This window comes from Mesorhizobium ciceri WSM4083 (genome assembly GCF_000519305.1).
In the GTDB taxonomy this organism is placed as follows: Bacteria; Pseudomonadota; Alphaproteobacteria; order Rhizobiales; family Rhizobiaceae; genus Mesorhizobium; species Mesorhizobium ciceri_B.
Genome location: NZ_JAFG01000003.1, coordinates 986,018 through 998,160 on the forward strand (window position 1 = coordinate 986,018; position 12,143 = coordinate 998,160).

A 12,143-nucleotide genomic window follows, 5' to 3' on the forward strand; every position below is an offset into this window, starting at 1 on the left:
TCACAGTTGCTTCGAGGTGCTGCCCTCGGGCGCGCAGGTCGAAGCCGCCGCTATATAGTGACATCCTCCTGCAATGTCGACTCCGCTCGCCATGCTGCTTCTTTCCGCCGCGCCGAAGGCTCCGCAACGGACCAAGAGCAAGTGACGATGGACCCGAACCGGGCGGAGCAAGCCTCGGCGGAACCGCTCAGACGTGCACAGCCACCACCGCCGCGCAGTCACCGGCCTTGACCAGCCCGGGGAAATGCCGCGCCGCCAGCATGCCCGACATTTTTGCCCGGATTTCCTGGGGGGCGATGCCGGTGCCGCCGGTGGAATGAATGCGCGCCAGCACCGCGTCCTTCTCGACCGGCTCGCCGAGATCGACCATGGTTTCGATCATGCCGTCATCTTCGGCGAACAAGAAACAATCGCCCGATGGCATGTCCAACCACCGGGTTTTGCTCTTTTCGACCGCTCCGGCAACGATGCCGGCATGACGCAGCACATTGAGGATACCACGCCGCGCGATCCGCACCGTTTGCGCCCGCGACGTGCCGCCGCCGCCAAGCTCGGTGCTGACGAAGACCTTGCCCATCTCCTCGGCTGCCGTGTCGTACATGCCTACGGCGTCGATCTCGATCATGCGCATCGAGAACGGAGCGGCAAAGGCCGCGACCGCGTCGAAGGCTTTCTGTTCCAGCGCCTTGTCGGGCAAAGTATGCGCGGCGCAGAACGGCACGAAGTCCAGCGTCTTGCCGCCAGAATGGAAGTCGAACACGATGTCGGCGCGCGGAAGCAGCTCACGCTGGAAATAGTCGGCGATCTTCTCGGTCACCGTTCCGTCCGGCCGGCCGGGAAAGCTGCGGTTCATGTTGCCCTTGTCGATCGGCGAGGTGCGCGTGCCAGCGCGGAAGGCCGGATAGTTCATTGCCGGCACGATGATCACCGTGCCGCTGACGTGCTTGGGATCGAGGGTCCTGGCGAGATCGTAGAGGGCCAGCGGTCCCTCATACTCGTCGCCATGGTTGCCGCCGGAAAGCAGAGCTGCCGGCCCGTTGCCGTTGCGGATGACGCAGATCGGGATCATCACCGAGCCCCACGCCGAATCGTCGCGGCTGTAGGGCAAGCGCAGGAAACCATGCTGCACGCCATCGCGGTCGAAATCGACGGTCGGCGCGATCGGCGATGGGCGTAGATTCGACATCGGGCTCAATCCTTCACCACCAGCTTGCGCGGCACATTGGCCAGGCACTCTACACCGGTTTCGGTGATCAGGATGGACTCGGTGATTTCCAGCCCCATCGTCTCCAGCCACAGGCCGGTCATGAAATGGAAGGTCATGCCGGGCCTGAGCTCGGTGCGGTCGCCGGGGCGCAGGCTCATCGTGCGTTCGCCCCAGTCCGGCGGATAGGACAGGCCGATCGAATAGCCGGTGCGGTTGTCCTTGACGATGCCGTATCGCTTGAGGACACCGAAGAAGGCGTTGGCGATGTCCTCGCAGGCGTTGCCCGGTTTTGCCGCGGCCAGCCCCGCTTCCATCCCTTCCAGCGTCGCCTTCTCGGCATCGAGGAATTCCTGCGTCGGCTTGCCGAGAAAGACGGTGCGCGACAGCGGGCAGTGATACCGGGCATAGCAGCCGGCGATCTCGAAGAAAGTGCCCTCGTCGCGCTTCATCGGCCTGTCGTCCCAGGTCAGATGCGGCGCCGAGGCGTCGGCGCCCGATGGCAGCAGCGGCACAATCGCCGGATAGTCGCCGCCAATGCCGTCGACGCCGCGCGTGCCGGCATCATAGATTTCAGCGACAAGATCGCATTTGCGCATACCGACCTCTATTTTGTCGACGATGCGCTGGTGCATCGCCTCGACGATGCGGGCCGCCTTGCGCATATAGTCGATCTCGGTCGGGCTCTTGATCGCGCGCTGCCAGTTGACGAGCGCGGTAGCATCGACAAAGCGGGCGTTGGGCAGATGTTTCTGCAGCGATGCGAAGGCGGCCGCCGAGAACCAGTAATTGTCCATTTCGACGCCGACTGTCAGCTTGCCCCAGCCGCGATCCGCAAGCACGCTGGCCAAAAAATCCATCGGGTGGCGCTCGGTCGACTGCACATAGTGATCGGCGTAGCCGACGATGTTGTCATGCGCGAGATAGGCAGTGCGCTTGGCGCCGTTGGCGTCCTGGCCGCGCCCGTACCAGACTGGTTCGCCCGATGGCGGCACGATGACAGCCTGATGCACATAGAACGACCAGCCGTCGTAGCCGGTCAGCCAGGCCATGTTGGAAGGATCGCTGATAACAAGAAGATCGACGCCCTTCACCTCCATGGCTTTGCGCGTCTTGGCGAGGCGATCCGCAAATTCGCCACGCGAGAATTTCAGATTCGGTTGCATTGTTCTTGGTCCTCGTTTGTTGGGCCTCTCGGCCGGTATCAGCTTTCGAAAATGGTCCCAGAATTGGCCGCCCGCGCCCGGTCGCGGGCGAGCGTGGCGATCGCCGTGTCCTGGACGCCGGTGCCGGTGAGATCGGCGATGGTGATGTCGCTGGCCGAGCGCCGGCCATGTTTTGCGCCGGCGATGATCTGGCCGAGTTCGGTCACCTCTGCATCTCCAGCCATCACACCGGCCGCAATGGCATGATGCAGCTCGCCCAGCCGCCTTGTCTGGCCGGCGCTGTCGGCGACGTAGAGATCGGCCATGCGCAGGATTGCCGGTGCGATCTCGTTCTTGTGCTCAGCGTCGGAGCCCATCGCGGTGATGTGCTGGCCGGCGGAAACGAACCCCGCCTTGATCAGCGGCTCGGTGGAGGGCGTGGTGGTGACGATGATGTCGGCGCCGGCAACCGCCTCTGCCGCGTCAGGCTCGGCGCGCACGGCAATGCCGAGCTTTTCGCGCAAGGCAGCGGCGGTCGCCTCGGCCTTTGCCGCATCGCGCGCCCAGATGCGCGCCTCGGCGATCGGCCGTACCAGCATTAGGGCTTCCAATTGCAACCCGGCCTGGACACCGGCGCCGAAGATCGCGGCAACGGACGAGTCCTGCCGCGACAGATGTTTGGCGGCGACGGCGCCGGCAGCAGCCGTGCGGACATCGGTGAGATAGCCATTGTCGAGCAGCAGCGCCTCGACCAGACCGGTCTTGGCTGACAGCAGCACCATCATGCCGTTGACACTGGGCAGGCCGAGCTTCGGGTTGTCGAAGAAGCCGGGGCTGATCTTGATGGCAAAACCGTCGATATCAGGCACATAGGCGGTCTTCACGTCGACCTCGCCGCGATGCTCGGGAATGTCGAGCCGCAGGATCGGTGGCATCGCCACCGGCAAGGTGGCGAGCGCGCGGAAGGCGTTCTCGACGCAGGCGACGGCATCGAGATCGAGCGTCACGATCGTGCGCAATTCGGCTTCCGTGAGGATCGTCATCCGGCTCATGCGGCGCGCTCCTTAAGCGACGGCGCCTCGCCGCAGACGATTGTGCGGTGCGCGTTCATATCGATGTTGCGGCCGGAGAGAAGCACGACCGCCGGCCCGTCCGCCCTGACCTTGCCGGCCAGCAGCGCGGCGATGCCGACCGCGCCGGCGCCCTCGACGATTTCGCGCTCCTGCGCATAGGCGTGGCGGATGCCGGCGGCGATCTCGTCTTCACTGAGCAGGATGACATCGTCGAGCAGGTCGCGGCACATGGCGAAGGTCAACCGATTGTCGAGGCCGACGCCGCCGCCGAGCGAATCCGCCAGCGTCGGCAATTCTTCCACCAGCACCGGGTGGCCTGCATCGAGGCTGGCCTTCATCGCCGCGCCACGCGCCATCGAGACACCGATGACTTTTATCCGGGGGCTGACGCCTTTGATCGCCGCGGCAACGCCTGAGGCGAGCCCGCCACCCGACAACTGCACCAGAACGAGGGCAGCATCCGGGACCTGTTCGATCATCTCAAGCCCGAGCGTGCCTTGCCCGGCGATAATGTCGGGATGGTCGAAGGGCGGCAGCATGACCAGCCCCTCTTGCGCCACCAGCCGATCTACCTCCTGCTGGGCATCGTCCTGGCTGTCGCCGACGATGCGGACTTCCGCGCCCAGCCGGCGGATCTCGTCGAGCTTGTTTTCAGGCACCAGCCGCGACATGCAGATCACCGCGCGCATGCCCTCAAGCTTCGCCGCATGCGCCAGCGCGCGGCCATGATTGCCGGTCGAGGCCGCGACCACGCCACGCGTCTTCTCTGCGGTGCTGAGCGAAGCGACGGCATTCGAGGCGCCGCGCAGCTTGAAGCTGCCGGTGGTCTGCCGGTGTTCGAGCTTGAGGTGAACCTGTACGCCCAGCTCTTCGGAAAGACTTTGGGATAGCACGGTCGGCGTGCGCTCGACTTTACCGGCAATGCGCTCACGCGCGGCGCGAATGTGCTCAAGAGTGACCTGTGTCATGATCATCAATCAGACGGCCAATGGCTGCGTCATCAGACGGCCGAATTCGGGATGCGGCGTGTCATCTCCGCAAAGCCGCAGACAATTCCAGGCGGTCGCCTGATTGCTGGTCACCACGGGACGTCCAATAGAATTTTCCATGCCGGTGACCGCGAGGGCGCTACGCAGCGCCGTGCAGGACACGAACAGCGCATCGGCGCTGGCGTCGGTCGCTTCCCGCGCCAGGTCGACAAGCGTTGCCGGTGCGATGCGTGCCATCTCGCGATCGTCCTCGAAGCCGAGGCAGGTGAAGCTGACGATCTCGAAGCCGCGCGCCGCGAAATAGGCGGCCATCGGCCTGGATGTCTCGACCGTGTAGGGAGTGAGGATGCTGATCTTGCTCGCGCCCAGCGCACGCAGCCCGCGCACGCCCGCCATGGGCGGTGTGACCACCGGCACGCCGGGCTTTGCGACCTGGATCGCCGCCTCGATCTCGGCATCGCCGATCACCACCGAGGCCGAAGTGCAGGAATAGCAGATGGCATCGAGCTTCTCGTCCGGCAGGATCAGGGCCGCGCCCGCCGTCAGCGCCGGCTGCATCTTGCGCAAATTTTCTGGCGTCGTCGGGTTGGCGTAGGGAATGCGCGCGACATAGACGCCGACCCGCTCGCTCGCCACCATGCGGCGGAAATCCGGTTCGCTGGTGTGGTCGGTGGCCAGGATGATCAGGCCGATGCGCATGTCGAGCGGGCGTGCATCCAGCGCCGGCCGTTTCGGGTAGACCTTGATCTCGGGCAAGGGTTTCATCGGCTACCTCTCGATCTTGCCGTAGCGGCGTTCCAGCCAGCGCAGCAGCACGACCGAAAACAGACTGATGACCAGGAAGAAAGCACCGACCAGGGTGATCGGCTCGATATAGCGATAGTAGGTGTTGGCGACGCTTTTGGCCTGATTCATCAGTTCCAGAACGGTGATCGCCGACAGCAGCGGCGTTTCCTTGAACATGGCGATAAAGTAATTGGCGAGCGCCGGAATCATCGGTGGGATGGCCTGCGGAATGATGATGTGGGTCCAGGTCTGCCTGGCGCTGAGATTGCAGGCCTTGGCGGCCTCCCATTGGCCGCGCGGCACATTGTCGATGCCGGCACGATAGACCTCGGCCGTGTAGGTGCCGTAATGCAGCCCGAGCCCGATGACACCGGCGACCAGCGGCGGCAGCAGGATGCCGATGTCGGGCAGCACGTAGAAGATGAAATAGAGCTGCACCAGCAGCGGCGTGCCACGGATGAATTCAGCCGCCCAGCCGACCGTGCGCGACAACCCCTTGTTGGGCGAGCGGCGCGCAAGCGCAATGCCAAGCCCGACGATCGCCGCCAGCACCGAGCCGAGCAGTGTCGCCAGGATGGTGATCTTCACCCCCTGGATCAGCGTCGGCATGATTTCCCAGACGAAATTCCAATCCCACTCCATCAGGCACGCACCCCATCAAGGCCGCGCGCCATGCGGCGTTCCAGCGAGCGCACGCCCCACGAGATGAGCAGGGCGAGGATGAAATAGATGATCAGGATGGTGGTGAACGGCACCAGGGTGTTGCCGGTCTGGGCGCGCACCACCTGCGCCTGGAAGGTCAGGTCGGTGAGCGAGATCAGCGACACCACGGCGGTGGCCTTGAGCAATTCGATGGCGTTGTTGCCGAAAGTCGGCAGCATCACCAGCAGCGCCTGCGGCAGGATGATGTGGCGCATGCCTTGCCAGCGGCCGAGATTGAGCGCGATGCAGGCCTCATACTGTTCGCGGCCGATCGACTGGATGGCGCCGCGCACGACTTCGGCGGCGTAGGCGCCGACATTGAGGCCGAGCGCCAGCACGCCGGCCTGCAACGGGGTCAGCGAAATGCCGATGAAGGGCAGCACGAAATAGGCCCAGAACAGTTGCACGAAGATCGAGGTGCCGCGGAAGAATTCGATGTAGGCGGTGGCCAACCAACGCAGCGCAAAGAAGCGCGACACGCGCCCCATTCCGGCGAGGAAGGCCATGATCAGCGCGAGCACCGACCCCATCAGCGTCAGCTCGATGGTGACAAGCGCTCCCTGCAATATCAGGCCGAAATAGCCGGACCACTGGGTCATTTAATGTACTGTTCCACCTGGACGTTTGGTCGAAGCCCCCTCACCCGGCCTCCGCTACGCTCGGCCGACCTCTCCCCGGCGGGGAGAGGAGACCACCAGCGTCGGCGCCAGCCTCTTCTCCCCAGCGGGGAGAAGGTGGCCCGAAGGGCCGGATGAGGGGGTCTTCCTTCCTTACTTCACTTGGCCGCGCAGAGCTTGTCGCGGCTGGTCGACATCGCGGCTGCGGCCGAGAAGCCGTAGGGCTCGATGATCTTGGCGAACTCACCCGATTTCTTCATCTTGGCCAGTTCGACGTCGAAGGCATCGCGCAATGCCTCGTCGCCCTTCTTGAAGGCGGCGCCGTCGCAATAGACCGGTGCGCCCTGCACCGGAGCGATGACTTCGAGGTTCGTATCGTTGGCCTTCTTGACCAGATCATTGATCGACAGGACGGGCAGCGAATAAGCGTCGATGCGGCCATCCTGAAGCATCTTCACGCCGCTCTGGCCATCCGGCACGACGATGACGCGATCGCGCGGCACGCCGGCATTGAGCGCGAGCTTCTCCTCGGTGCCGCCGCCCGGCGCACCGATGGTCGCAGTCGTATCCTTGGCGACATCCTCATAGCTCTTGAAGCCCTTCGGATTGCCCTTCTTCACCAACATCGCCTCGGCATCGCAAAGCACCGGCTCGGAATAGACGACGGCGGCGCAGCGTTCCGGCTTCATGAACAGGCCGGCGGTGACGACATCGAAGCGACCGGCCTGCAGGCCGGGGATCATGGCACCATATTCGGAGATCGAAGCGGCGACGTCGGCGACGCCGAGCCGCTTGAATATCTCGCGGGCCACATCGGGCGCGGCACCCGAAACCTTACCGTCGGCGGCGACCGCCGTATAGGGCGGCTCGTTGGCGATGGCGAGGCGGGCGAAACCTTGCGCCTTGAGCTGTTCGAGCTTGCTGTCGTCGGCCGAACCGGGGATCGAGGCGGCCAGCACCGCCGTCAGTGCAAGACCGGCAACGCCAGCCAGAATGCCAAGTTTCTTCTTCATTGTTCCCAACTCCTTGTTTCTTGTCTTGCTTTGTTACGAGGCGGCTCTCGTCACCTCGGGACGACTTCGTCGCCCTGGGCATTGCGGTCAGACGCGATGTCCGGCCGCGATGATCTTCTTCAGGAAGCCTTGCGTACGCTCCTGCTTGGGATTGCGGAAAATCTCGTCCGGCTTGCCCTCCTCGACGATCCTGCCACGATCGAAGAACAGTACCCGGTCGGCGAAATCGTGGGCGAAACCCATCTCGTGGGTGACAAGCAGCATGGTCATGTCGGTCTCGGCGGCGAGTTTGCGCATGACGTTCATCACCTCCTCGACCAGCTCCGGATCGAGCGCCGACGTCACCTCGTCGAAAAGCATGATCTTCGGCGACAGCGCGAGCGCCCGGGCGATTGCCACGCGTTGCTTCTGGCCACCGGACAGCTGCGCCGGCATGGACTTGGCCTTGTCGGCCATGCCGACCATTTCGAGCAGTTCCATCGCCCGCTTTTCGGCGGCGGCCCGTGGCGTGCCCTTGGTCAGCATCGGCGCCAGCGTGACATTGTCCATGACGCATTTGTGCGGAAACAGGTTGAACAGCTGGAAGACCATGCCGATCTTTTGGCGCATCCTTGTCAGATGCCGCTCATCGGCAGCCAGCAGCTGGCCATTGCGCTCCATGTGGTAGAGCTGCTCGCCGTCGATCTGGATATGACCGCCATCGATGCGCTCAAGCGTCATCAGGATGCGCAGGATCGTCGTCTTGCCCGAGCCCGACGGGCCGATCAGCGCCAGCTTCTCGCCGGGCATGACCTGCATCGACAGGCCGTCCAGCACCTTGAAGCTGCCGAAGCTCTTCGAGATGTCGTCGATCTTGATGATGGGCGCTGATGCGGACAAATAAATTCCCCGTGCTGGAGAAGCCTGTGCCCCTTAACGATGCGGAACGCGCCAAATCATGTCAATTGGGAAAATAATATCATGACAATTATTCTGATTCCGCACAATTTCCGAGCAAACCGGGCCTAGATGGCGAGCAGCAGATGCTCCGGATCGCCGAGCAAAAGCTTGGTGACAACGCCGAGGCCGGCGCGCAGTTCCCCCTCGGTGGTCGAACCCAGCGAGATACGTACCGCCGGATGCCAGGGCGCGCCCGAAATACGGAAGGATGTTCCGGGTGCGATCGCTACGCCCTGCAGGCGAGCCTGGGCGACAAAGCTTTCCTCGGCCCGGTCGGCCGGCAGTTGCAGCCAGACATGCAACCCGTCGCGCCGGGCGCGATAGTCGACCCCCGCCAGCACTTGCGCTGCAATATCCTGCCGGCGCCGCAAAGCCCCGCGCTGCCAGTGGACAAGCTCCATCGCCGTGCCGTCGGTTACCCACTTTGTGGCGATCTCGGCCACCAGCGGCGTCGCCATCCAGTTCGAAACCAGATGCCGGTTGGCGACGGCGGCGACGTAGCGGTCGGGCGCGGCGAGATAGCCGATGCGGAGGCCGGGCACGGTGATCTTGGTGAAGGAGGTGACGTAGAGCGTGCGCTCCGGCGCGAACGCGGCAACCGGCGGTGGCCGGTCTTCGACCAGCGGACCCAGCACATCGTTCTCGATGATGGCGATGTCGTGCTTGCGCGCGACCGCGGCGATTTCTTCGCGCCGCCGCGCATCCATCAGCGTCGCCGTCGGATTGATGACCGAGGGCTGCACGAAGACCGCGCGGATGTCGGAAAGCCGGCAGGCCTCGTCCAGCGCCTCCGGGATCAAGCCGTTGTCGTCGATCGGCAGCCCTTCCAGGTTGAAGCCGAGATAGCGCGCCAGCGGCACCAGCGTGTGATGGCCGATCGCCTCCGTGGCGACCGTCGAGCCCGGCGGCGCAACGCTCATCAGCGCCACCGTCATGCCGGCGGTGGCGCCGTTGGTCAGGCTGATGTTCTGCGCGGAGGTGTCGAGCCCGCACAGTCTCAACCATTCGACCGCCACCCCGCGGTGGCGGGGGAACACCATGTTGGGCCGGAACGAAAGTGCTGAACTCGATGGCAGGTTTTCCGCCAGCCAGCCCAGCGCCTGCTTCAGCCGCTCCAGATGCATCGGCTCGCAGACCGGCTTCAGAATAGACAGATCGATGACTTCGCCCAGTCGCTCCGGCAGATACGGCGGCTCCGGCTCGCGGCGCTGCGTCTGGACGAAGCTGCCGCGGCCGATCTCGCCCGAAATCAGGCCGCGCCGGATCAGTTCCTCATAGGCGCGGCTGACCGTCTGCACCGAAAGTTTCAGATCGTCGGCCAGCCGGCGATGGGTCGGCAGACGCGCGCCATTGGCAAGGCGCCCGTCATGGATGGCGCGCGCGAACTGGTCGGCCAGCGATTGATAGGCCGGGCGCCGGATGAGCGCGGGATCGGGTTGCCACAATGTCATGACTTATTAGAGATCGAAATCAGTGCAATTGACAATCGAAATAATGCGCCGTCATGGTACTCGGACGAAAAGTGAGCCCTGATGACATCAGCGAAACTCGACCCGATCGACCTGAAAATCCTCGACGCCATCCAGCGCGACGGACGCATCACCAAGCTGGCACTGGCCGAACAGGTCGGACTGTCGCCGACGCCGTGCTGGATGCGGCTGCGCAAGCTGGAGAAGGCCGGCATCGTCTCGGGCTACCACGCCAGGATCGCCATGCGCGTCGTGGCACCCGTTGCCACCGTGCTGATGGAGGTGACCCTGGCAAACCACCGCCAGGCCGATTTCGACCGTTTCGAGCGCGTTATCCGCGATGTTCCCGAGATCGTCGCCTGCTGGTCTGTCGGCGGCGGCGTCGACTATCTGTTGAAGGTAATGGCGCGCGATATCGACGCCTATCAGCGGCTGGTCGATGGCTTGCTGGAACGCGAGATCGGCATCGATCGCTACTTCACCTACATCGTCATCAAGACCGTAAAGGACGAGGTGGCGCTGCCCCTCGCAGAGCTTTTGCCGGCGTCTTCATAGGAGCAGAGAGATCCTCTCGCCGGGCAACCCGATAGAGAGAGTCTCTCTACGTCAGGACTTCCAAACAGCCTCTCTATCTGCATCGGGCGGATAGTCTTCCCACATCAGTCCGAACCGGGAGGCTTTGACCATGTCCGCGCATTTCGCCCGCTCGCATCGCCATGAAGCGCTCGATCGCCTCGCCGACCGCCGGCTGCTGCGTGAACTCGCCTATGTCGATGGCCACTGGACCGCAAGCGAGGCCGCCGAAAGCTTCGAGGTCAACGATCCGGCCACCGGCACCACAGTCGCTTTCGTCTCCGCGCTCGATGGCCGGCAGACGACAAAGGCGATTGATGCCGCCGCGCGTGCCTTCCCGGCCTGGCGGGCGCTATTGCCGCAGGAGCGTTCCAAAATTCTGCGAAAATGGTTCGAGCTGATCATCGCTGCAAAGCAAGACCTCGCTCTGCTGATGACGCTGGAACAGGGCAAGCCGCTGCAGGAGTCGCTGGGCGAAATCGACTATGCCGCTTCCTTCGTCGAATGGTATGCCGAAGAAGCAAAACGCCTCAACGCCGAGAGCGTTACCAGCCATCTGCCGGGCGCTGAAATGATGGTTCGGCGCGAGCCGCTCGGTGTCGTCGGCGTCGTCACGCCGTGGAATTTTCCGTCGGCGATGCTGACCCGCAAGGCTGCGGCAGCCCTTGCCGCCGGCTGCACCATCGTTGCGCATCCGTCCTCGGAAACGCCGCTGTCGGCGCTGGCGCTGGCCGAGCTCGGCGAACGAGCCGGCCTGCCCGCCGGCGTCTTCAACATCATCACCGGCAAGGCTTCGACCATCGTCGGGCGGATGTGCGAAGACCCGCGCGTCCGCGCCATGAGTTTCACCGGCTCGACCGAGATCGGCCGGCTGATCGCCGCGCAGAGTGCTGCGACCATGAAGCGGCTGGTGATGGAGCTTGGCGGCCATGCCCCACTGATCGTCTTTGCCGATGCCGATCTGGACAAAGCGGTGAGCATTGCCATCGACGCCAAATTCGCCACGTCGGGCCAGGACTGCCTCGCCGCCAACCGCATCTACGTCCAGCGTCCGATCTACGATCGCTTCTGCGCAGCTTTCACCGCTCGCATCGAGGCGCTGCGGACCGGCAATGGCCTTGCAGATGACACCGACATCGGCCCGCTGATGCACGAGCGCGCCGTCAAGAAGGTCGAGGAACAGGTCGCCGATGCCGTCGCTCACGGCGCGCGCTGCCTCACCGGCGGCAAGCGACATCAGGCTGGCCCCCTGTTCTACCAGCCGACACTGCTGGCCGATGTCACCGACGAAGCACTGATCATGCGCGAGGAGACCTTTGGCCCGGTTGCCGCCGTGACGCCTTTCGACAGCGAGGACGAAGTGATCACCCGCGCCAACGCCACCGAATATGGCCTCGTCGCCTATGTCGTGACCGAGAATGGCGGCCGGCAGCAGCGCATGGGCCGCGCGCTCGACTACGGCATGGTCGCCATCAACCGCGTCAAGATCACCGGCGCGCCGATCCCGTTCGGCGGCGTCAAGCAATCGGGCATCGGGCGCGAAGGCTCGCGCCACGGGCTCGAAGTCTTTACTGACATCAAGTATCTCTGCCTGGACGTGGCTTAGACCCACCCGGACCTTTCAAGGAGTCAA

At 64.1% G+C, this 12,143-nt stretch carries 12 protein-coding genes; 2 read left to right on the forward strand and 10 right to left on the reverse strand.

Going from position 1 to position 12,143, the window contains the following annotated elements; genetic code table 11:
• Positions 1-187 precede the first annotated feature (187 nt).
• From doeB to MESCI2_RS0104935, 10 genes are all read right to left on the reverse strand, one after another.
• Positions 188-1,186 carry a N(2)-acetyl-L-2,4-diaminobutanoate deacetylase DoeB gene (gene doeB / locus MESCI2_RS0104890; protein WP_027035584.1) on the reverse strand — a complete coding sequence of 333 codons (999 nt, stop codon included), beginning with the start codon at positions 1,184-1,186 and terminating at the stop codon, positions 188-190.
• A 5-nt stretch (positions 1,187-1,191) separates the two neighbouring features.
• A complete protein-coding gene (doeA, locus tag MESCI2_RS0104895; RefSeq protein ID WP_027035585.1) occupies positions 1,192-2,370 on the reverse strand; it encodes an ectoine hydrolase DoeA in 1,179 nt (392 codons plus the stop codon).
• 38 nt (positions 2,371-2,408) lie between these two features.
• Positions 2,409-3,401: an ectoine utilization protein EutC gene (eutC, locus tag MESCI2_RS0104900; RefSeq protein WP_027035586.1), complete on the reverse strand. Its 993-nt coding sequence runs from the start codon at positions 3,399-3,401 to the stop codon at positions 2,409-2,411.
• Positions 3,398-4,390, reverse strand: a complete 993-nt coding sequence (gene eutB / locus MESCI2_RS0104905; RefSeq protein WP_032900415.1) for a hydroxyectoine utilization dehydratase EutB — start codon at positions 4,388-4,390, stop codon at positions 3,398-3,400. Before eutB ends, eutC begins: the two co-directional genes overlap by 4 nt.
• Before the next feature lie 9 nt (positions 4,391-4,399).
• Complete coding sequence (gene eutA, locus MESCI2_RS0104910) at positions 4,400-5,176, reverse strand: ectoine utilization protein EutA (protein WP_027035588.1); 777 nt, start codon at positions 5,174-5,176, stop codon at positions 4,400-4,402.
• A 3-nt stretch (positions 5,177-5,179) separates the two neighbouring features.
• Complete coding sequence (gene ehuD, locus MESCI2_RS0104915; RefSeq protein WP_027035589.1) at positions 5,180-5,839, reverse strand: ectoine/hydroxyectoine ABC transporter permease subunit EhuD; 660 nt, start codon at positions 5,837-5,839, stop codon at positions 5,180-5,182.
• Positions 5,839-6,498, reverse strand: a complete 660-nt coding sequence (gene ehuC / locus MESCI2_RS0104920) for an ectoine/hydroxyectoine ABC transporter permease subunit EhuC (RefSeq protein WP_027035590.1) — start codon at positions 6,496-6,498, stop codon at positions 5,839-5,841. Before ehuC ends, ehuD begins: the two co-directional genes overlap by 1 nt.
• Before the next feature lie 176 nt (positions 6,499-6,674).
• Positions 6,675-7,529: an ectoine/hydroxyectoine ABC transporter substrate-binding protein EhuB gene (ehuB, locus tag MESCI2_RS0104925; protein ID WP_027035591.1), complete on the reverse strand. Its 855-nt coding sequence runs from the start codon at positions 7,527-7,529 to the stop codon at positions 6,675-6,677.
• 87 nt (positions 7,530-7,616) lie between these two features.
• Positions 7,617-8,408 carry an ectoine/hydroxyectoine ABC transporter ATP-binding protein EhuA gene (gene ehuA / locus MESCI2_RS0104930; RefSeq protein ID WP_027035592.1) on the reverse strand — a complete coding sequence of 264 codons (792 nt, stop codon included), beginning with the start codon at positions 8,406-8,408 and terminating at the stop codon, positions 7,617-7,619.
• Between the two features lie 125 nt (positions 8,409-8,533).
• Positions 8,534-9,919, reverse strand: a complete 1,386-nt coding sequence (locus MESCI2_RS0104935) for a PLP-dependent aminotransferase family protein (RefSeq protein WP_027035593.1) — start codon at positions 9,917-9,919, stop codon at positions 8,534-8,536.
• Between the two features lie 81 nt (positions 9,920-10,000).
• Here MESCI2_RS0104935 and MESCI2_RS0104940 point away from each other — a divergent pair, with 81 nt between their 5' ends.
• Both MESCI2_RS0104940 and MESCI2_RS0104945 read left to right on the forward strand, forming a co-directional pair.
• The gene (locus MESCI2_RS0104940; RefSeq protein ID WP_027035594.1) at positions 10,001-10,492 is read left to right on the forward strand and encodes an Lrp/AsnC family transcriptional regulator; all 492 of its coding nucleotides are present in this window, start codon (positions 10,001-10,003) and stop codon (positions 10,490-10,492) included.
• Positions 10,493-10,622: 130 nt separating this feature from the next.
• The gene (locus MESCI2_RS0104945) at positions 10,623-12,116 is read left to right on the forward strand and encodes an NAD-dependent succinate-semialdehyde dehydrogenase (RefSeq protein WP_027035595.1); all 1,494 of its coding nucleotides are present in this window, start codon (positions 10,623-10,625) and stop codon (positions 12,114-12,116) included.
• Positions 12,117-12,143 lie beyond the last annotated feature (27 nt).